The sequence below is a fragment of the Isoptericola sp. NPDC019693 genome (genome assembly GCF_044389085.1).
GTDB lineage: Bacteria > Actinomycetota > Actinomycetes > Actinomycetales > Cellulomonadaceae > Isoptericola.
Window position 1 is genome coordinate 176894 of the sequence record NZ_JBIRXP010000007.1, and the last position, 20279, is coordinate 197172.

15 protein-coding genes are annotated in these 20279 nt (G+C 74.2%); 7 read left to right on the forward strand and 8 right to left on the reverse strand.

Annotated features, from left to right (window positions below):
- The first annotated feature begins 78 nt into the window (after positions 1–78).
- A complete protein-coding gene (locus ACH436_RS19235; RefSeq protein WP_430561810.1) occupies positions 79–861 on the forward strand; it encodes a class I SAM-dependent methyltransferase in 783 nt (260 codons plus the stop codon).
- A 12-nt stretch (positions 862–873) separates the two neighbouring features.
- On the opposite strand, the gene ACH436_RS19240 is transcribed toward ACH436_RS19235, so the two are convergent.
- Genes ACH436_RS19240 through ACH436_RS19265 form a run of 6 tightly spaced genes read right to left on the reverse strand, consistent with a single transcriptional unit; the run spans position 874 to position 7782 of the window.
- Complete coding sequence (locus tag ACH436_RS19240) at positions 874–1581, reverse strand: ferredoxin-NADPH reductase (protein WP_430561811.1); 708 nt, start codon at positions 1579–1581, stop codon at positions 874–876.
- 7 nt (positions 1582–1588) lie between these two features.
- Positions 1589–2482: a carbohydrate ABC transporter permease gene (locus ACH436_RS19245; RefSeq protein WP_430561812.1), complete on the reverse strand. Its 894-nt coding sequence runs from the start codon at positions 2480–2482 to the stop codon at positions 1589–1591.
- A complete protein-coding gene (locus ACH436_RS19250) occupies positions 2482–3417 on the reverse strand; it encodes a carbohydrate ABC transporter permease (RefSeq protein ID WP_430561813.1) in 936 nt (311 codons plus the stop codon). The genes ACH436_RS19245 and ACH436_RS19250 overlap by 1 nt, the downstream gene beginning before the upstream one ends.
- A 56-nt stretch (positions 3418–3473) precedes the next feature.
- Positions 3474–4754, reverse strand: a complete 1281-nt coding sequence (locus ACH436_RS19255) for an ABC transporter substrate-binding protein (protein WP_430561814.1) — start codon at positions 4752–4754, stop codon at positions 3474–3476.
- Positions 4755–4789: 35 nt separating this feature from the next.
- Positions 4790–6775, reverse strand: a complete 1986-nt coding sequence (locus tag ACH436_RS19260; RefSeq protein ID WP_430561815.1) for a DUF2264 domain-containing protein — start codon at positions 6773–6775, stop codon at positions 4790–4792.
- Positions 6772–7782: a hydroxyacid dehydrogenase gene (locus ACH436_RS19265; protein ID WP_430561816.1), complete on the reverse strand. Its 1011-nt coding sequence runs from the start codon at positions 7780–7782 to the stop codon at positions 6772–6774. The genes ACH436_RS19260 and ACH436_RS19265 overlap by 4 nt, the downstream gene beginning before the upstream one ends.
- 208 nt (positions 7783–7990) lie before the next feature.
- Here ACH436_RS19265 and ACH436_RS19270 point away from each other — a divergent pair, with 208 nt between their 5' ends.
- Positions 7991–9094: a substrate-binding domain-containing protein gene (locus ACH436_RS19270; RefSeq protein WP_430561817.1), complete on the forward strand. Its 1104-nt coding sequence runs from the start codon at positions 7991–7993 to the stop codon at positions 9092–9094.
- Positions 9095–9104: 10 nt separating this feature from the next.
- On the opposite strand, the gene ACH436_RS19275 is transcribed toward ACH436_RS19270, so the two are convergent.
- On the reverse strand, positions 9105–10805 hold the full coding sequence (locus ACH436_RS19275) for an acyltransferase (RefSeq protein WP_430561818.1): 1701 nt from the start codon (positions 10803–10805) through the stop codon (positions 9105–9107).
- Positions 10806–10931: 126 nt separating this feature from the next.
- Here ACH436_RS19275 and ACH436_RS19280 point away from each other — a divergent pair, with 126 nt between their 5' ends.
- From ACH436_RS19280 to ACH436_RS19295, 4 genes are all read left to right on the forward strand, one after another.
- The gene (locus ACH436_RS19280) at positions 10932–12053 is read left to right on the forward strand and encodes a LacI family DNA-binding transcriptional regulator (RefSeq protein WP_430561819.1); all 1122 of its coding nucleotides are present in this window, start codon (positions 10932–10934) and stop codon (positions 12051–12053) included.
- A gap of 309 nt (positions 12054–12362) precedes the next feature.
- On the forward strand, positions 12363–12707 hold the full coding sequence (locus ACH436_RS19285) for a VanZ family protein (RefSeq protein ID WP_430561820.1): 345 nt from the start codon (positions 12363–12365) through the stop codon (positions 12705–12707).
- 14 nt (positions 12708–12721) lie between these two features.
- Positions 12722–17224, forward strand: coding sequence for an ATP-dependent RNA helicase HrpA (gene hrpA, locus ACH436_RS19290; protein WP_430561821.1), 4503 nt, complete (start codon positions 12722–12724; stop codon positions 17222–17224).
- 176 nt (positions 17225–17400) lie between these two features.
- On the forward strand, positions 17401–18330 hold the full coding sequence (locus ACH436_RS19295; RefSeq protein ID WP_430561822.1) for a lysostaphin resistance A-like protein: 930 nt from the start codon (positions 17401–17403) through the stop codon (positions 18328–18330).
- A 16-nt stretch (positions 18331–18346) separates the two neighbouring features.
- Here ACH436_RS19295 and ACH436_RS19300 read toward each other — a convergent pair whose 3' ends face one another.
- On the reverse strand, positions 18347–19210 hold the full coding sequence (locus tag ACH436_RS19300) for an endo alpha-1,4 polygalactosaminidase (protein WP_430561823.1): 864 nt from the start codon (positions 19208–19210) through the stop codon (positions 18347–18349).
- A 52-nt stretch (positions 19211–19262) separates the two neighbouring features.
- On the opposite strand from ACH436_RS19300, the gene ACH436_RS19305 reads away from it, so the two are divergent.
- Positions 19263–20183, forward strand: coding sequence for an aminoglycoside phosphotransferase family protein (locus tag ACH436_RS19305; RefSeq protein WP_430561824.1), 921 nt, complete (start codon positions 19263–19265; stop codon positions 20181–20183).
- Positions 20184–20279: the final 96 nt, after the last annotated feature.

Genomic DNA, 20279 nt, shown 5'->3' on the forward strand with positions numbered 1-20279 from the left:
CTGCCCGACTCTCGGCGGGGCCGACGCTACCGGGGACATGGCAGCGCGCTCGCGGCCGCCCGCAGCTAGCCTCGCCGGATGATCGACGACCGTGCCGACGACCTCGCCGACGACCTCGTGGCCGCGCTGTCCGACGTGCATCGCCGCACCACGATGGTCGGCTGGGACTTCGCCGTCCTCGCGGGCTCGACGACCTCCGACGACCCTCCGTGGGACTTCGAGGCGGACTCCCTGGACGCGCTGCGGCGCGCGCGCCGCGCCGTCGACCTGGGCACGGGCGGGGGCGAACGCCTGTCGGCGCTGCTGGACCGGCTGCCTGCGGGGTGTGCGCCCTCGGTCGTCGCGACGGAGGGGTGGGAGCCGAACGAGCCCGTCGCGCGCGAGAGGCTCACCCCGTACGGCGTGCCGGTGGTGGCGTACGACGCCGAGGCGGAGCCCTCGCTGCCGTTCGCCGACGGCTCGGTCGACCTCCTCATGGCGCGGCACGAGTCGTACGACGCCGCCGAGGTGGCGCGCGTCCTCGCCCCGGGCGGGGTGTTCCTCACGCAGCAGGTGGACGGGCGCGACACGGCCGAGCTCCGCGACTGGTTCGGCGGCGAGGCTCTCTATCCGGACGTCCGGCTGGACCGCGCGCGCCCGGACCTGGAGCGGGCGGGGCTGACGGTCGACGTCGCCGACGAGTGGCGCGGCCGGCTCCGCTTCGCCGACGTCGAGGCGGTGGTCACGTACCTCGCCCTCACACCGTGGACGGTGCCCGGGTTCGACCCCGCCGACCACGCCGAGCGGCTCGCGGAGCTGCACCGCGCCGGCCCGGTCGACGTCACCCAGGTCCGCTTCCGCTGCTCGGCCCGCAAGGCCTGACGCGGCCCGGGGTCAGGCGTCCACGATCAGTCCTCCGTCCCGGTTCCGCACGGGCGGCTCCCGGTCCGCGGACCGCACCACGTGGCGCGAGTTCGCCCAGACCACGTAGAGCAGCGGCGCGGCGAGCACGCCGACGGCCAGCGCGGGCCGCAGGGCGAACGCGCCCGCCAGCGTCAGCAGGCTCACCACGCTGAGCGCGCCGAGGTACCACCGGCGCACGCCCAGGTAGAACGTCGCGCTCAGCACGGCACGCCACCCGAGCCCCGGCCGGTCCACCACGAGCACCAGCGCCACCGGGGCGCAGACGAGGGTCAGCGCGACGAGCACCACCAGCACGGGGATCACGACGGCGCCCAGCCGCTGCCCCCAGAGCCCCACCGCGTCGACGACCACCACCACGCCGACCGCGCCGACGATCGCCCCGAGGGCCGCCGCCCGGACACCGGAGTCCCGCAGGGCGCGCAGGTACGTCCGCACGACGCCGATCCGGCCCTGCGCGGAGAACTCGCGGAACACCGTCATCGCCGCGGCGACGCCGGGGAACGCGAGCGCGAGCGCGACGGCCAGGGCCGGCCACGACGCCAGGGGGTCGGTCGTCACCAGGAGCACGAGCAGCGGGAGCGACGACAGCGCCAGGAGCCCGTTCGTCGCCAGGACGACGTAGGCGAACTCGAAGACCGTCGTCAGGGTCGCGTGCGAGAGCAGCGTGCGGGCGCGCATCCGGCCGTCACCCCTTCAGCCCGCTGGTCGCGATGCCCTCGATGAAGTACCGCTGGCCCAGCAGGAAGACGATCGCGATCGGCAGCACGGAGATCACCGAGCCGGCCATGATCAGCGCGTAGTCGGCGTTGTACTGGCCGATGAACGTCTTCAGACCGATCTGCAGCGTCCACAGGTCGGGGCTGCGCAGGTAGATCAGCGGCCCGAGGTAGTCGTTCCACGTGTTGGTGAACGTGATGAGCACCAGGCTGGCGATCGCCGGGACGGACAGCGGCACCATGATGCGCCGCCAGATCCCGTACTCCGACAGGCCGTCGATGCGCGCCGCCTCCGACAGCTCCTCCGGCACGGTCTCGTAGAACTGCTTCATGAGGAACACGCCGAACGCGCTGAACGTCTGCAGCGCGAGCATGGCCCACAGCGTGTTCGACAGGCCCATCTTCGACAGCATGACGAACTGCGGGATCATGTACGCCTGCCACGGCACCGCGATGGTGGCCACGTAGAGCAGGAACAGGGCGTCGCGCCCCGGGAACCGCGTCTTGGAGAACCCGTAGGCGGCGAAGCTGCCCGTGAGCACCTGCAGGAACGTCACGCCCACCGACAGGATCAGCGTGTTCTTGATCCACGTCGCCATGTCGGACTTCTGCCAGATCTCGACGTAGTTCTGCCAGACCACCGGGTCCGGGACCCACTGGATCGGCACGGTGAAGACGCTGTTGTTCTCCTTCAGCGACGAGATCACCATCCACACGAACGGCAGCAGGACGGCCGCGGCGGCGACCACCAGCGCCACGTGCGCCAGCACGCGGCCGACGCCGGGACGCGTGCGGGACGGGGTGGCGGGGACGGCGGGCGTGGCGGCGGGGGCCGGGCGCCGGACCTCGGTCGTCGTCGACATCAGTCCTGCCTCCTTCGGTTGATCACGAACTGCACGGCGGTCACGGCCAGGCAGAGGAGGAACAGGGCCACCGAGACCGCCGAGGCGTACCCGAACTCGTTCTCGACGAAGCCCTTCTTGTAGATGTACTGGGACAGCACGAGCGTGGACTGGCCGGGCCCGCCGTCGGTCATCAGCAGGATGAGGTCGAGCACCTTGAGGCTGCCGATGGTGAGGATGACGGTGACGAAGAACATCGTGGGCCGCAGGCACGGCAGCGTGATGTTCCAGAACCGCTGCCACGCGCCCGCGCCGTCCATGCGGCCGGCCTCGTACAGCTCCCGCGGGATCGTCTGCAGGCCGGCGAGGAAGAGCACCATGAAGTAGCCCATCTCGCGCCAGACGCTGACGATCACCACGGCGGGCATGGCCCAGGTGGCCGACGTCGTCCAGCCCGGTCCCTCGATCCCGAACAGGGCGAGGAACTGGTTGATCGGGCCGGACTCGGGGCTGAACAGCATGTTCCACACGACGGCGATGGCCACCATCGAGGTGATGTACGGGAAGAACGCCGCGGTCCGGAAGAACGCCACGCCCCGCAGCTTCTGGTTGAGCAGGAGCGCGAGCCCGAGCGAGGCCACCAGGGTGAGCGGGATGTGCAGCCCGGAGTAGTACAGCGTGTTGAGCAGGGCGCGGTGGAAGCTCGCGTCGCTCAGCAACCGGGTGTAGTTGTCCAGCCCGACCCAGGGCGCCTTGCCGAAGACGTTCCATCCCGTGAGGGACAGGTAGAACACCGCGATCACGGGGATCAGGGTGAGGATCGCGAACCCGAGGAAGTTCGGCAGGACGAACGTCCAGCCGATGAGGGCGTTGCGTCGCTTGAGCCGGGCGCCGGGGCGCCGGGCACCGCGGACCGGCGTCGGCGCCGGGGCGGCAGGAGAGGTCGTGGTCGCCATGGGAAGCTCCTTCGAGAGCGCGGGGGGCCGGCGGACCGGCCCCCCGCTGCATCCGGTCAGCCGGTGATGCCGGCCTCGTTCGCCGCGCGCTGCTCCGCCTCGGCGATGGCGTCGTCGACGGAGGTGCTCCCGGACATCACGGCCGAGTGCAGGTCGCCCAGGATGGTCTGCACCGTCGCGATCTTCGGGTGCACGGGGTTCTCGGGGCGCGTGTCGTGCACCTGGAACGTCTGGCGGGAGAGCTCGTCCTCGGGCGCACCCTCCGCACCGAAGTACGCCTCGGTGACGGCGTCGGACTGGTAGGCCGGCGTGATCCCGGTCGCCGCGAGGGCCACGGCGGCGTCCTCGCTCGCGATGAAGCCGAGGAACTCCTTGGCGGCGTCGAGCTTGCCCTCGTCGACGGCGGCGTTGATCCCGATGGAGGTCGGGTCGCCGAACGTCACCGGCTCCTCGAGCGTGCTCTCGTCGTACTGCGGCACCGGGGCGAGCCCCCACGCGAAGTCGTCGGCCTCGCCGTCGGCCTGCTGCGCGAGCAGCATCGCGACGTACCAGCTGCCCATCGGCATCATGGCGGCCTTCTGCTTCCCGAACTGCGCCTGGTAGGTGAGGCTGTTCGTGGTCGCGGTGCCGTAGTCCACCTGGGCGCCCGCGTCCTGCATCGCCAGGGCGCGCTCGTAGTACGGCTCGAGGTAGCCGTAGTCGCCCGACAGGAGGTCGGCGCCCGGCGTCTGGTTGGTGGCGAAGCCCTGGAGCGCGGCCTGCCACACGTGCTGGTAGGCGCCGTCGGCGTCACCCGCGTCGCTCAGCGCCTGCGCGGCCTCGGCGTAGTCGTCCCAGGTCCAGGTGCCGTCGGGGGCGTCGACCCCCGCCTTCTCGAACAGGTCCTTGTTGTAGAAGAGGAACCACGAGTCCTGCCGGAACGGGACGGCCCACGTGCTGCCGTCGACCTGCCACGAGCCGAGGCCGGTGACGTTCTCGTCGAGGCCGTCCGCCACGTCGGAGACGTCCACGAGCTGACCGCCGGCCTGGTAGGTGACGAACGCCGACACGGTCTTCTGGGCGTAGAGGTCGGGCGCCGCGCCGGCCGCGAGGTCGGCCGTCATCTGCGTCTCGTAGTTGTCGGTGTCGTACTCCCGGATCGAGACCTCCACGTCGTCGTGCGACGCGTTGAACTCGTCGACGAGGAGCTGGAACTCGGGCGCGTTGCTGAGGGCCCAGGTGCCGAGGGTCAGGTCGACGACACCGTCCGCGTCGGCGGCGGAGTCGGAGCCGCCGCACGCGGTGAGGGTCAGGGCGACGGCAAGGATGCCTGCGGTCGCGGTGAGGGGGCGCTTCATGTCGATTCTCCTTCGAATGCGATCGGTGGTGCGGGTCACGGGCGGCGGTGCCCGGGGAGGTCCGGCGACGTCCCGGGGGCCAGGTCGTGCCGGGTGGTGCGGCCGTCGGGCCAGGTGACACGGACGACGGTGCCGTCCAGGTCCACGTGGGCCGGCCCGGGCGCGACAGGGGCCGCGGACAGCCCGAGCAGCACCCCGGACCAGGCCCCGGTCTCGGCGGGCCGGGCCGCCCACGGGACGGCGGCCGGTCCGAGCGGGGACGCGTCGGCCCGGGTGGCGACGCCGGACTGCCAGGCCCCGAGGACGGGCGCCAGGACGGACGTCACCTCGCCGGCGCTCGCGGCGACCGTGCCGGGACGGGCCTCGTCGGGAGCGGCGGTCGCCGGGGCGGCGTCGTCCCCGGACACCGGCCACCCGCCCACCCGGAGCGTCGGTGTGGCGCCGGCGGCGGGCTCGAGGCTCTCCACCCGCACGAGGCGGACCTCCCACGGCCCGCGGACCAGGGAGACCACGCGCAGCTCGCCGACGGGGCGCGGCGTGCCCGGCACGCCGAGGGCGTGCCCGATGCCGAGCCCCCGCGACTCGTCCTCGTCGACCCGGTGGACCGGCCCGCCCGAGGCGACGACGCCCACGGCGTCGCGGCCCTCGCCGTCGATCCGCGGGGCGTCCGACCGCATCCCGGTCCGGTGCGTCGGGCGGCCGTGCTCGTCGAGCAGGACGACGGCCTGGTCCAGCGGGGCCGACCAGGACTCGCGGTCGAGCAGGGGGAACGTCGCCGTGGAGTACCCGAACCGGGCGTACAGCGGGGAGTCGGAGCCGGCCTCCCCCTCGACGCCGTGGTCGGTGCCGTGGTTCACGACGCGCACGAGTCCGTCTGTGGCGGTGCCGGAGACGATCCAGCCGGCCGGCGCGACCGCGGTGAGCGTGTCCGTCTCCTCGACGGGCAGCGGCTCCGCCGGGGCCGTCCACACCGGGTCGTCCTCGTCCAGCGCCAGACCGAGCAGGCCCTTGGCCGCCCAGTACGGCGACCCGGTGCCCGAGTAGGACTGCGCGAGCGGGCGCCACGGCCGGTACCAGCCGATCGAGAGCAGGCCGTCGGGGCCCGGGGCGCCCCGCGAGACGAAGTGGTCCACCGTGCTCAGCGCCGCGTGGCGCAGCAGGCCGGGCGGCGTCGACGGGACGCGCGCGACCGCGCCGGCCCAGAACGGGGCCGCGGACGCGAAGCGGTAGATCAGGCTGCGCCCCTGGACCAGCGGCGACCCGTCGGCGCCCACGAGGCGCACGGCGTCCTGGACGTAACGGTCCAGGCGCTCGACGTCGGTCGCGCGCCGCGGTGCCGCGAGGTCCTCGGCGCCGCGCATCCGCGCCCACAGCACGGGGTACAGCTGCATCGCCCAGCCGGAGTAGTGGTCGAAGGCGCGGCTCGCGCCGTCGGCATACCAGCCGTCGCCGCGGTAGTACGAGTCGTGGCGGGCCAGGTCCTCCTCGACGTCCTCGCGGGACCACGGGCCGTCGACGGAGCGCAGGAACGTCTCGACGGTGATGCGGAACCAGAGCCAGTTGTTCGCCGGGTAGGTCCGGTCGCCGACCACCTCGGACAGGTAGTCGACGACGCGCTCCTGCACCGCGGGGCTCAGCCTGTCCCAGAGCTGCTCGCGCGTCAGGTCCAGCACCAGCGCCAGGGACGCGGCCTCGACCTTCGCCTGCCCGTGCTCCGAGGGGCGCACCCAGCGCTCGGGCGACGCCGGGTCGGTCCCGGCGTCGAAGCCCGCCGCGTACCACTCGGCCAGGCCGTCGGGGTCCTCGCCGCGCGAGCCCGCGAGCCGGAACCCGGCCACGAGCAGCGTGCGGGCGAAGCCCTCGAGACCGTCGACGTCCGTGCCGTACCCGCCGGGGTCCCCCGGCAGCGTGATCCGGGCGTGGCCGGGCGAGCCGTGGGCGCGGGCCGCGCGCAGCATCCGGTCGGCGAGGCCGGCGAGGTCGGCACGGGTCTCGATGCGCGGTGTCGGCTCGGTGCTCATGCGCTGACCTCCAGGTGCTCACGGTGGACGGGAGAGAGCGGGGGCTCGCCCCGCACGAAGCGTTCGAGCTCCCCGAGGGCCGCGTCGCTCATGCGCCGCACCTCCGAGCCGAGCGAGCCGGCCACGTGCGGGGTGATCAGGACGTTCGGCAGCGCCATGAGGGGCGAGCCGACGGGCAGCGGTTCGGGGTCGGTGACGTCGAGCAGCGCCTGCAGGCGGCCCGTGACGCACTCGCGCTCCAGCGCCGCCGTGTCGACGAGCGACCCGCGGGCCGTGTTGATCAGGGTGGCGCCGTCCCGCATGAGGGCGAGCTCGGCGGCCCCGACCAGGTGGCGGGTCGACGGCAGCGCCGGGGCGTGCAGGCTGACGACGTCGGCGCTCGCGAGGAGCTCGGGCAGCCCGACCAGCCGGGCGCCGGCGGCCGCCACCTCCTCGGCGGTGACGGTCGGGTCGCTGACGAGGACCTCTCCGGGCTCGAGGACCTCCTGGACCAGGCGGGTCACCCGGCGGCCGATGCGCGAGAAGCCGACGACGCCGATCGTCCGGCCGCGGTTGGACAGGTCGTCGTGCAGCCGCCACCCGCGCGGGGTGGCGCCGGCGCGGGCCGCGACCGCGGGGACGCCCTTGCCCGCCAAGATGATGGCGGCGAGGGCGAACTCGGCGACGGGGCGGGCGTTCTCCTCGGCGGCCGTGGTCACCCGGATCCCCCGGTCCCACGCCTCGGGCGGGACGAGGTCGCGCACGCTGCCCGCGGCGTGGAGCACGGCGCGCAGCCGCGGCGCGGCGTCCAGGTGCTCGACGGTGAGCGCGGGCGCGCCCCACGAGGTGAGCAGGACGTCGGCGGTCGCCAGGCGACGCCGGGCCTCGGCGCTGTCGAGCTCGTCGAGCACGATCGGGTCACCGACGCGGGCGAGCGCGCGCAGCCGCTCCACCTGGGGCGCGTGGAACTGGAGCCCGAAGGTGTGCCGGCTCATCAGGACCACGACGTCGTGCTCGCGTGGGACCACGCCTACCTCCTCGGCCGCGACGACCCCGTCGCGGCATGTCTGATTCCGATCGACTGCGATCGAATAGTGCGTTCGGATCGCTCATGCGATCACGATCGACGAGTGAACCGGAGCGTTTCCGTCCTGTCAAGACCTGGACTCGCTCCTGTACGATCAGAATCGATCATTCGTCGGCCCCGCTGACGTCGCCCGACCCGGAGGACCCACCGTGACCGCACCCGCCCTGGCCAGCGAGCGCCGTGAGCAGATCCTCGGGATCCTCGGCCGGGAGGGCTCCGCCCGGCTCAGCGCCCTCGCCCACCGGCTCGGGGTCACGCCCGTCACCGTCCGGCGCGACGTCGCCCAGCTCGCCGAGCAGGGCCTGGTGCAGCGGGTGCACGGCGGGGTGTCGCTCACCGCCGACGCCCGACCGGAGGCGGCGCACGGGGAGCAGGGGGAGCACGAGCGGCTCGCGCACCGCCAGGACGGCACGACGATCGGCATCGTCGTGCCCTCGATCGACTACTACTACCCCGGGGTCCTCAGCGGTGCGCGGGCCGCCGCCGAGGAGCGCGGCATCCGCCTCGTGCTCGGTGTCTCCAGCTACCGGATCGACGAGGACCGCCGCCAGATCCAGCGGCTGGTCGAGGACATCGGCGTGGACGCGGTGCTCACGGCCCCCGCGATCGACCAGCCGGACGGTGGCGAGCTCGCCACGTGGCTGACGGGGCTCCGCACCCCCGTCGTCCTGCTCGAACGGACCCCGCGGCGGCCGACGCAGCACGCCCTGCTGGAGTCGGTCGTCACGGACCACGCGCTGGGCGCCGGTCTCGCCGTCGAGCACCTCGCGAGCCTCGGACACCGTCGCATCGCCCTCGCGTCGCGCACCAGCCCGACGACGGCCGCCCTGCGGGAGGGGTGGCAGGCCGGCGTGCGCGACCTCGCGCTGCCGGAGGGCCCGGAGCTCGACCTCGTCACGTACAACGAGCCGGGCAGCCGCGAGTCGATCGACCGCGCGCTCGACGCCCTCCTCGACGCCCGGTCCACCGCCGTGCTCGTGCACGCCGACCCCGAGTCGATCGCCCTGCTGGAGCGGTGCGACGAGCGCGGGATCTCCGTCCCCGAGGACCTGTCCGTCATCGCCTACGACGACGAGGTCGCGGCCATCGCGCCGCGACCCATCACCGCGGTCCGGCCGCCGCGCCGGACCGTCGGCAGCACCGCCGTCCGCCTCGTCGCCGAGCGGCTCGCGGACCCGGACCGCCCGGCCCAGCGGGTCGTCCTCAGCCCGCAGCTGCACACGAGGGCGACCACGGCGCCGCCGCGCCGGTGACCCGGTCGTGTCACGCCGGCACGAGGAGACCCGCCGGTTCGGGCCGGTGCACCCCGCGCGGGCGGTAGCCGAGCTCGCCGGCCAGGCCCGCGAGATCGGCGAGCAGCCACACGATCGCGAGCCACATCTCCGTGCCCTGCAGCCCGGGCGCCGTCGCCGAGGTCCCGGCGGTGGAGGGGTGCGGGGCCTGGAAGCCGAGGCCCGCGCCGGACGACCAGCGGCGCACCGCCTGCCCAAGGAGGCCCCGCGCCAGCTCGACGACCTCGTCGCCGCGGTGGCCCGACCCGCGCGTGAGCCACAGGGGGTGGGCGACGTCGAGCACGTTGCACGCGTTCTGCCGCTCCGGCCGGAAGAACCTCGGGTCGCGGGCGTGCTCCAGCACCGTGTCGACCACCCGCTCCGGGTGCGGCACGGGCAGCCCGAGCTGCGCGAACGTGCCCCGCGACGCCCGGTAGTAGCCGTTGACGACCTGGAGCAGCCCGTCGGGCCCGCCCGGCATGCCCCACAGGCCCGTGCGCGGGCTCGCGTGCGTGAGCAGCCACCCGAGCAGCGCCTCCTGCGCCCCCGGGGCACCGGCGACGCCGGCGCGGGCGTTCCAGTGCATCGCGGTGCCGAGGACGTCGACCCAGTGGCCGGCCGACCAGGCGCCCGTGCGCCAGTCCTGCCGCTCCAGGCCGTGGATCACGTCGGCCGGGGTCGCGTCCGCCACGACGGCGACCGGGTGCTCGAACGCGCTGCCGAGCAGGTCCAGCGCGTACCCGACGGACAGGACGTGATAGTCGGCGGCCGGGTCGAAGAGCCCCGGCCGCGGCGGCACCGGCTCGAGGTCGGCGCCGAGCTCCCCCACCATGCCCGTGGCCGGGTCCTGCCAGGACCTCAGCCGCTCGACCTGCTCCTCGGGCGTGAGCTGCGGGGGCGCGGCGCCGAGCAGCAGGTCGGCGATCTCGACGGCGTCGCACTGGGCCCGGACGGTCGGGGCCTTGCCGGGGGCGTCGACGAACAGGCCGGTCGCGGGGTCCCAGCACCGGTCGAGCAGCGCCCGCGCCTGCTCGCGCGCCGTGGCGCCGAGGTCGCGCACCGCCTGCGCGAGGCCGCCGACGTCGGCCGTCCCGGCTGCCGGGGGCACCCGCCAGCGGATCAGGCGCGCCGGGTTGCCGCCCACGACCGCGCCGGCGGGCACGTCCTTGGTGACGACGGCGCCCGCCGCCAGCACGGCCTTGTCCCCCACGGTGACGCCGTCGAGCACGACGACGTGCGAGCCGATCCACACGTCGTCGCTGACGGTGATCCCCGTCGACGTGAGCGGCTGCCGGTGCACCTCGGTGTCCGGCTCCATGGAGTGGTTGAAGCCGAGCACGGACGTGTGCGAGCCGATCCGGACGGCGTCGCCGAGGCGCACGTCGCCGCGCACGACCGTGTACGGGTTGAGGCTGCAGTCGCGGCCCGCCCGCAGGGTCCCGCTGACGTAGGCGCCGGCGGCCACGTACGTGCGGTCGCCCAGCTCGAGGACGTCGTTCGTCACCGAGGCCAGCTCGGACACGAAGCACCGCTCGCCCAGGACGTAGCCCCGCTCCCGGCCCAGCTCCGCCTGCAGGGCGAGCTGGCGGTCGCGCCGCTCCTCGTCGGCGTCGGACCAGAACCGCCAGGGCGTGAAGTCGAGCGCGCTCCGGTCGAGCTCGGTCGTCGCCGGTTCCTTCGTGTGCGTTCGCACGGCCATCACCATTCCTGTTCGTCGGCGCGGACGGGCACGAGTGTCGGACGGCGACCGCCCCGAGACGGCGTCGTCGGCTAGAAATGAACAGACTCGAACACGCAGTTCCGGCCCGAGGAGGCACCGGTGGCACCCGCGCCCGACCCAGCGCCCGGCCCAGCATTCGGCACCGTGCGGCGTGAGCACGTCATGCGGGAGCTGCGCACGCACGGGACCGTGGCCGTCGCCACGCTCGCCGCCCAGCTGGGCGTGTCCGCGATGACGGTGCGGCGTGACGTGAACGCCCTCGCCGCCAAGGGGCTCCTCGTCCGCGTGCACGGCGGCGCCGCGCTGCCGGAGCCGTCCGCGGGCGTCGCCCCGGCGCTCGCCCCCGAACCCGCCGCGCGCGGTTCACGCCTGACGATCGGCCTCGTCGTCCCGCAGCTCGACTACTACTTCCCCCGGGTGGTCGCCGGCGCCCGGGCCGCCGCCGCGCGCGCCGGGGTGCGGCTGGTGATCCGCACCACCGCCTACGACCCCGACGAGGACCGGCAGCAGTGCCGGCGCCTCGCCGAGTCGGGGGTGGACGGCCTCGTCGTGACGCCGACGCTGGACGGACCGCACGTCGGAGAGCTGCTCGGCTGGCTCGACCGGCTGGGCACGCCGGTGCTGCTCGCCGACCGGCGGCCGCCGGAGATCAGCCCGTTCCGGCACCTGGAGTGGGTGGTGTCCGACCACGCGTCCGGCGCGGCGACGGCGGTGTGGCACCTGCACGCCCAGGGTCACCGGCGCATCGGGCTGCTGTCGATCGCGGGCACGACGACGTCCCGCGCCCTGGGCCGCGGGTGGCGCGACGCGCTGCGCGCCCTCGGGATCGACCCGGCAGAGCAGGTCGTGGGGCACAGCGACGGGTTCGACCGCCCGGGCCGGGCGGAGCGGCTCGCGTCGACCCTCGCCGAGATCCGCCGCACCGGCACCACCGCCCTGCTGCTGCACTCCGACCCGTTCGCGCTGACCTTCGCGCAGTACTGCCAGGACCAGGGCGTCCGCGTGCCCGACGACCTCGCGATCGTCGCGTACGACGACGAGGTCGCCGAGCTGGGCGACCCGCCACTCACCGCCGTCCGGCCGCCGACGTACGACGTGGGCCGGCTGGCCGTGGAGACGATGGTCGGCCGGCTCACGGAGGGCGACCGCCGTCCCACGCACCGGCTGCTGCTCGACCCCACGCTCACGGTCCGCGCGTCGAGCGTGCGCCCACGGCGGTGACCGCCTCCCGCATACGCTCCCGCAACACGGCGGCCGGTGGACTGGGCCGATGACCTCCGTCTCCCCCGCCCCCGCGCCGCGCCGGCGTCTCCTCCTCTCCTTGCTGTTCGCGGTGTACCTGGTGGTCCTCACGTGGCTCGTGCTGTGGAGGCTCGGGACGCCGTGGGTCGGCGGGGGCGCGCTGCGCGTCGTGAAGCTCGTGCCGTTCGCCGCCACCGCCGAGGCGGGCGCCAGCGACCCCGTCGAGGTCGCCCTGAACCTCCTGCTCTTCCTGCCCTTCGGCCTCTATCTCGGGCTCCTCGCGCCGTCGTGGCCGTGTGGCGCGCGGCGGCCGTGCTCGCGGGCGCGAGCCTGGCGCTGGAGGTCGCCCAGTACGCCCTGGCCCTCGGGAGCTCCGACGCCACCGACGTCGTCGTGAACACCGCGGGCGGCCTGGCCGGTGTCGGCGTCGTCGCCCTCGCGCGCCGCGCGCTGCGGGCCCGGACGGCGGTCGTCATGACCCGGTGGTGCGCCGGCGGGACCGTGCTGGCGCTCCTCGCGGTGGGGCTGTTCGTCGCCTCGCCCGTGCGCCTCACCGGGCCCCCTCCCGGTGATGTCGCGGTCGGCTGCGGGGCCGGTGCGGCGGTCGCGCACGAATCACCTTGCCGGGGTTGAGAGAATGGGACGTCGTGAGCACCGAGCCCAGCCCCGCACCGCAGTCGTCGTCGGACGACGGCGGTGCGCGTCGTCCCCAGGACCGGGCGCACCGCCGGGGCCGAGGGCGGGGCCGGGGGAACGGTCGCGGGCAGGGCCGCGGCCCCCGGCAGGCGGGGCCGCGCCGCGTCAGCCGCGAGCAGCTCGAGAAGGCCGCCGCCCGGCGCGCCGCCGTCGAGGTGCCGCCGATCGTCTACCCCGAGCAGCTGCCGGTCTCGGCGCGTCGGGAGGACATCGCCGCCGCGATCCGTGACCACCAGGTCGTGGTCGTCGCGGGCGAGACGGGATCGGGCAAGACGACGCAGCTGCCCAAGATCCTGCTGGAGCTGGGCCGCGGCCGGAAGGGCCAGATCGGGCACACGCAGCCGCGGCGCATCGCGGCGCGCAGCGTCGCCGAGCGGGTCGCGGAGGAGCTCGGCACCGAGCTGGGCGGCGTCGTGGGCTACCAGGTGCGGTTCACCGACCAGTCGTCGGACGAGACGCTCGTCAAGGTCATGACGGACGGCATCCTGCTGGCCCAGATCCAGCGCGACCCGGACCTGCTCGCCTACGACACGATCGTCATCGACGAGGCGCACGAGCGGTCGCTCAACATCGACTTCCTGCTCGGCTACCTGTCGCGGCTGCTCCCCCGCCGCCCGGACCTCAAGCTCGTCATCACGTCGGCGACGATCGACTCGGAGCGCTTCGCGGCGCACTTCTCGCCGTCGCACCTCGCCGAGGTCGGCGGGGCCCCCGAGGCCGTGGTCGACGTCCTGCCCGACGCCGCGCCCGTCGTCGAGGTCACGGGCCGCACGTATCCGGTCGAGATCCGGTACCGACCTCTGTCCCCCGACACGGACCCGGACGCGCCGGCGAAGAAGAAGGGCGAGGAGAAGGACCTGGTCACGGGCATCGTCGAGGCCTGCGACGAGCTGATGCGCGAGGGCTCAGGCGACATCCTCGTGTTCCTGTCCGGCGAGCGGGAGATCCACGACGCCGAGGACGCCCTGGAGGGCCACCTCAAGGACCGGGTGCGCGACGCCAAGCGGCCCGACTTCGTCGAGATCCTGCCGCTGTACTCGCGGCTGTCCGCGGCCGAGCAGCACCGCGTCTTCCAGTCGCACCCCGGCCGCCGCATCGTGCTGTCGACGAACGTCGCCGAGACGTCCCTGACGGTGCCGGGCATCCACTACGTCGTCGACCCGGGCACGGCGCGCATCTCGCGCTACTCCAAGGCGACCAAGGTGCAGCGGCTGCCGATCGAGCCGGTCAGCCAGGCGTCGGCCAACCAGCGCTCCGGGCGCTCGGGCCGCGTGGCGGACGGCGTCGCGATCCGCCTCTACTCCGAGGAGGACTTCCTCGGCCGGCCCGAGTTCACCGAACCGGAGATCCTGCGCACGTCCCTCGCGTCCGTGCTGCTGCAGATGATCAGCGTCGGCGTCGTCACGACGCCCGACGACGTGGCGAAGTTCCCGTTCGTCGAACCCCCGGACACGCGGGCCGTGCGCGACGGCGTGCAGCTGCTCTCCGAGCTGGGCGCGCTGGAGACGACAGACGGCGCGACGCGGCTGACCGACGTGGGGCGCACGCTGGCGCAGCTCCCGATGGACCCGCGCCTGGCGCGCATGATCATCGAGGGCGCGAAGCGCGGCGTCGCGCGCGAGGTCGCGATCATCGCGGCCCTGCTGTCCATCCAGGACCCGCGCGAGCGCCCCGCCGAGTCCCGCGCGCAGGCCGACCAGCTGCACGCCCGCTTCACGGACCAGAAGTCGGACTTCCTCACGGCGCTCAACCTGTGGGAGTACGTGCGCGGCCAGCAGCACGAGATGGGCTCCTCGGCGTTCCGCCGGATGTGCAAGGCGGAGTACCTGAACTTCCTGCGCATCCGCGAGTGGCAGGACGTCGTCGCGCAGCTGCGCGAGATGGCCAAGCCGCTCGGCATCGACATGCGCTACCAGCCTCGCGAGTTGTCAGGACCAGCGCGTGGTATCCCCGGCGCGGAGCCTGACGACTCCGTGGACCACCGGCTCACCTGGGACGACGACACGATCCACCGGTCGCTGCTGGCCGGGTTGCTCAGCCAGATCGGCATGCAGGACACCGGCGAGATCAAGGCATCGTCGGTGGCGCACCTGCGCGGCGAGGCCCGCGCCCGCGCGCTGCGGCAGGCCGCCAAGCGCGCCCGGAACGAGTACGTGGGCGCGCGCGGCGCCCGGTTCGCGATCTTCCCCGGCTCGCCGCTGAGCAAGAAGCCGCCGGAGTGGATCATGGCCGGCGAGCTCGTCGAGACGTCCCGCCTGTGGGCGCGCGACGTCGCCCGCATCAAGCCCGAGTGGGCCGAGGAGCTCGCGGGCCCGCTCGCCAAGCACACCTACTCCGACCCGCACTGGTCCACCAAGCAGGGCGCGGCCATGGCCACCGAGAAGGTGCTCCTGTACGGCGTGCCGATCGTCGCCGACCGCCCCGTGCTCTACGCGAAGGTCGACCCGGAGGCCGCGCGCGAGATGTTCGTGCGGCACGCCCTCGTCGAGGGGCAGTGGACGACCCATCACCGGTTCTTCGCCGAGAACCGGCGCCTGCTCGCCGAGGCGGAGGAGCTCGAGGCCCGCTCGCGCCAGCGCGGGCTCGTCGCCTCCGAGGACGACCTGTTCGCGTTCTACGACGAGCGCGTGCCCGACGACGTCGTCAGCGCCGCGCACTTCGACCGGTGGTGGAAGACGGCGCAGCGCGAGACGCCGGACCTGCTGACGTTCACGCTCGATCAGCTGGTCGACGCGGACGCCGTGGACACGTCCGAGTTCCCGGAGACGTGGACGCAGGGCGAGGTCACGCTGCCGCTGACGTACCAGTTCCAGCCCGGGACGGCGGCCGACGGCGTCACCGTGCACGTCCCCCTGTCGATCCTCAACCGGGTGGCGCCCGAGGGCTTCGACTGGATGGTGCCTGGCCTGCTCGACGAGCTGTGCGTCGCCACCATCAAGTCGCTGCCCAAGGCCGTGCGCGTCCAGCTCGTGCCCGCCCCCGACGTGGGCCGCGCCGTCGCCGGCTGGCTGCGGGAGAACACGCCGGCGTGGGAGGACATGACCCGCGCCGGGGACATGGCCGAGCCCTTCCACGTCGCGTTCTCGCGCGCCGTCCGCGCCTTGCGCGACGTCGTCATCCCCGACGACGTGTGGGACGCCGAGCGCGTCGAGCGGCTGCCCGCGCACCTGCGCATGACGTTCCGGGTCGAGGACGCAACACCCGCGGGCTCGAAGGACACGGCGAAGGGCACGCCGAAGGGCAAGGGCCGTGGCAGGAGCAAGGCCAGGCGACCTGCCCCCACCCCGCTCGACGAGTCCAAGGACCTGCTGTCGTTGCAGAGGCGCCTCGCCGCGCAGGCCGAGGCGGCCGTCCGCGCGGCCGTGAAGGGCGCCGTCGGGCTGGCTCTGGAGGAGGCGCGACGCACCGCCGGCGCGCCGCCGACCGCAGCGGCCGCGCCTGCCCCGGGCAAGCCTGCGCCCCGCGCCCCTGCACCATCCGCGACCGGCGGCTCGACCGCCGTCGTCCCCGAGCGGACGGCCCTCACGACGTGGCCGGACGAGCTGCCCGACGGGCGGCTGCCGGACGCCGTGTCCACGGATCTCGGCGGTGGGGTCGTCGTCAAGGGCTACCCCGCCCTGGTCGAGGAGGAGGACGCGAAGCGCAAACCGTCGGTCGCGCTGCGCGTGCTCGCCGACGCGTCCGGCCGCGACGCCGCGCACGCGCGCGGGGTGCGCCGTCTGCTGCTGGCGGAGACGGCGCTGCAGCCGGGCCGCATCACGTCGCGCTGGACGTCGAAGCAGTCGCTGACGCTCGCGGCCGCGCCGTACGGCAACACCGAGGCGCTCGTGGCCGACCTCCAGCTCGCCGCCGTCATCGCGCTGACCAGCCCGGACGCCGAGAAGGCGCCCGGCACCCCGACGGGCGGCCCGGTCGCTGTACAGATCCGCGACGCCGAGTCGTACACGGCGGCGCGCGAGTTCGTGCGACGGCACCTGGAGGACGAGGTGCACCGGGTCGTCGGGCACGTCGTCGCCGCGCTGACCGCGTGGCGCACGGTGGAGGGCGAGGTGCGCGCGTCGTCGTCGCTGGCCCTGCTCAACACGCTGCAGGACGTCCGCGACCACGTCGCCGGGCTGATCCACGACGGATTCGTCGCGCAGACACCCCCGCGGCGCGTGCCGCACCTGGTGCGCTACCTGCGCGCCGCGTCGTACCGGCTGGAGAAGGCGCAGACCAACCCCGCGCGCGACGCCGAGCTCGCCTGGCGCGTGCACGACGTCACCGAGGCCTACGACAAGGCCCGCGCCGCCTACGCCGCCGGCCCCGCCGACCCGGCCCGCGCGGCGGAGCTCGCCGACGTGCGCTGGCTGATCGAGGAGCTGCGCGTCTCCCTGTTCGCCCAGCAGCTCGGCACCGACGGCGCCGTCAGCGAGAAGCGCATCCGCAAGGTGCTCAGCCCGAACGGCTGGTGACCGGCCGGAGGACCCGGCGGTCACGAGGGTGACCGGCGCCCCACCTGCGGGCTCGCCGCGCGGTCGCGACGGCACCGGGTTAGCGTCAGCGCGCCGGAGCGTCGCACCCGGCCCGGAGCCGTCGCCGCGCGGACGGAGGACCGCCGCGCCGCCCGGCCGGCGAGAAGGGCTCGACCATGGCACTCATCCGATCCCTCCCGTGGGTACAGGCCATCACGGAAGGAAGGCGCCGGACACCCATCCTTCTGACCTACGTCATCGGCATCCTGGTGGCGGTGTTCGGCGTGCAGATCATCATCGGCGCCGGGCTCCGCCTCGCGACCGGCACCGCCGAGGAGATGACGAGCTTCACCTCACAGGTCGTCGAGGCGCTGACCGACGTGTGGCCGATCGTCGTCATCTTCCTGTGGGTCGCCTTCGTCGAGAAGCGTCCGGTCTCGTCGCTCGGTTTTCGTGACCGGTCCGGCTGGCTCAAGCTCCTGCTCGGATTCATCCTCGGGGGCGCGCTCATCGCGCTCGCCGCCGCCCCGGCGATGGTTTCGGGCGCCCTGGTGACCGGCGCCGGGAGTCCCACGTCGGTGCAGGGTGCCGCGGCACTGGGGATCGTGGTCGCGACGGTCCCGATCTGGCTGATCCAGGGCAGCAGCGAGGAGATCGTCTTCCGTGGCTTCCTGCTCCAGCGTCACCTCTTCTCGTGGCCCTCCTGGCTCGCGATCGTCTTCCTCGCTGCGCTCTTCGCGTTCGTGCACCCCGGAGGGAATCTCCTGGGCAAGCTCAACATCACGCTGTTCGGGGTGCTGGCCGCGCTCATCGTGCTCCAGCAGGGGTCCCTGTGGGTCGCCATGGGTGTCCACGCAGGCTGGAACTTCGTGCAGGGGAACGTCCTGGGCCTCGCGGTCAGCGGCGAGGGACGCGACTACAGCATCTTTCGGTTCGTCTCGACCGACGGAGCCGACGGCATCACGTCGGGTGGCGAGTTCGGCACCGAGACAAGCTACTGGGCCACGATCGTGCTGCTGATCTCCATCGGCGTCGCCTGGGCGCTCCTCCGCCGCCGTCTCCGCGCTCCCCGCCCGGCTCCGGCCGACGAGCTCAGCCCGGTGTGACCGCGCGCTCCTCGCCTCAGCACGCGTCGTACACGTACCCGTCCTCATCGGCGGCGACGAGGTCCCGGTCGCGCAGGACGGTGAGCGGAGCGCGGTCGTCCAGGGCGCACACGTCGTCGAACGTCAGGCCCGCCTCCTCCAGGGCGTCCGGGTACTCGACCTGCAGCACGTGGTCGCCGTAGACGTCCGTGTAGGCGGCGCACTCGTCCCACGCGGCGCACTCCTCCGTGACGGCGAGGTCGAACCCGAGGTCGTCCCTCGCGACCTGCGTGATCTCGGCGGCGTTCTTCTGCGCGACGGCGAGCCCGGCGTCGTGCGCGAGGTCCACGTACGCGCGGGCCAGCGCGTGGGCGCCCGCCTCGTCGATCGCGTCGAACCGCGTCCACGTGTCGAGGTTGTCGAGCTCGACGGCGTCGAAGCCGTCGTCCGCGCACCCCGTCACCACGGGCCCCAGCACCTCGAGGATGCCGTCGCGCTGCTCCTCCGTGGACGGGTCGAGCACGTGCTCGTCGGGCCAGTCCGGGTCGACGACGAGCTCGCCGTCGGCGTCGTGCAGCAGGAGGTCCTGGTGGTCCGCCCACAGGTCCGCCTGGTCGGGCTGCGTCTGGAAGCCGTTGACGTAGCAGAGGTTGTACGCGTCGGGCAGAGGCTCGGCCGTCGCGTCGCGCACGACGACGTCGATCGATGCGCCCGCCACCTCGTCGTACGCGCCGCCGAGCTGGTAGTCGAAGGTGCCGCTCGTGGGCGGCAGGGCGACCGACGGCGTCATGCCGGTCGGGGCGGACGACGAGGCCGCCTGCCCGGCCGCGCAGGACGCCGTCGCCGCGAGCGCCAGCACGGCCGTGCACGCCGACCTGAGCACCGCCGTCGTCCGTCGCATGCCCCGAGTATCACCTGGCCGCGGCGACCGGCGCGCACCTACGGTCGACGCCATGCCCCTGCACGACGACGAGGTCTCCGTCACCGCCGACGACGTCCGCCGCCTGGTCGCGACGCAGCACCCGCGGTGGGGGTCGCTGCCAGTGTCTCCGGTGCGGGAGTCCGGCACGGACCACCTGCTGTTCCGCCTGGGCGACGGGCTCGTGGCTCGGATGCCGAAGGTCGGCTGGGCGGGCGAGCACGCCCTCGCCGACGCGCGCTGGCTGCCGCGCCTGGCCCCGCACGTGCCGCTGACGGTCCCGGCGCCCCTCGCGGTGGGCGTGCCCGACGACGCCTACCCGTTCCACTGGTCGGTCGTGCCGTGGGTGCCGGGCGCGGCGACGTCGGACCCGCTCGACCCCGAGGCGGTGCCGAACCTCGACCTGCCTCGCGCCGCAACCGACCTCGGCGCGTTCGTCTCCGCGCTGCGCGCCGTCGACCCGACGGACGGACCGGTCAAGGAGGGCACGGGCCGCGGCGTCCCGCTCGCCCGCCTGGACGACGCGGTGCACAGCGCCACCGCCGAGGCCGGCGACCGCGTCGACGGCCCCGCGGTCCTCAGGGCCTGGGACCGCGCCCTGGAGGCGGCGTCCGACCCCGTGCCCGGCGCCTGGCTGCACGGCGACCTCATGCCCGGCAACCTGCTGGCCGACGGCGGCCGGCTCACCGCCGTCATCGACTGGGGCGCGCTCGGCGTGGGCGACCCGGCGGCCGACCTCCCGCCGGCGTGGTGGCTGTTCGCCGGCCGCGACCGCGACGCCTTCCGCGAGGCGTCCGGCGCCGGGCCGGGCGGCGCCCTGGACGACGGCGCGTGGGACCGCGGGCGCGGCTGGGTGCTGGTGCAGGGCGTGATCGCTCTCCCCTACTACTGGGATCGGTGGCCCGCGTTCGCCCGGGCTTCCCAGCGGCGGGTGGCGGCCGCCGTCGCCGACTGACGCTCCGGGGCCCGCCGCCGTGGGTCAGGGTCGCTCAGGGTCGAACGGGGGGAGAACCCGATACCGAGCGCGCGGCGCCGCTCGTACGGTCGAAGC

Excerpts from the sequence above, each read along its gene's own strand:
- ACH436_RS19235 (WP_430561810.1), top strand. The coding sequence starts at position 79 with ATGATCGACGACCGTGCCGACGACCTCGCCGACGACCTCGTGGCCGCG.
- ACH436_RS19240 (WP_430561811.1), bottom strand. The coding sequence starts at position 1,581 with ATGCGCGCCCGCACGCTGCTCTCGCACGCGACCCTGACGACGGTCTTC.
- ACH436_RS19245 (WP_430561812.1), bottom strand. The coding sequence starts at position 2,482 with ATGTCGACGACGACCGAGGTCCGGCGCCCGGCCCCCGCCGCCACGCCC.
- ACH436_RS19250 (WP_430561813.1), bottom strand. The coding sequence starts at position 3,417 with ATGGCGACCACGACCTCTCCTGCCGCCCCGGCGCCGACGCCGGTCCGC.
- ACH436_RS19255 (WP_430561814.1), bottom strand. The coding sequence starts at position 4,754 with ATGAAGCGCCCCCTCACCGCGACCGCAGGCATCCTTGCCGTCGCCCTG.
- ACH436_RS19260 (WP_430561815.1), bottom strand. The coding sequence starts at position 6,775 with ATGAGCACCGAGCCGACACCGCGCATCGAGACCCGTGCCGACCTCGCC.
- ACH436_RS19295 (WP_430561822.1), top strand. The coding sequence starts at position 17,401 with ATGGCACTCATCCGATCCCTCCCGTGGGTACAGGCCATCACGGAAGGA.
- ACH436_RS19300 (WP_430561823.1), bottom strand. The coding sequence starts at position 19,210 with ATGCGACGGACGACGGCGGTGCTCAGGTCGGCGTGCACGGCCGTGCTG.
- ACH436_RS19305 (WP_430561824.1), top strand. The coding sequence starts at position 19,263 with ATGCCCCTGCACGACGACGAGGTCTCCGTCACCGCCGACGACGTCCGC.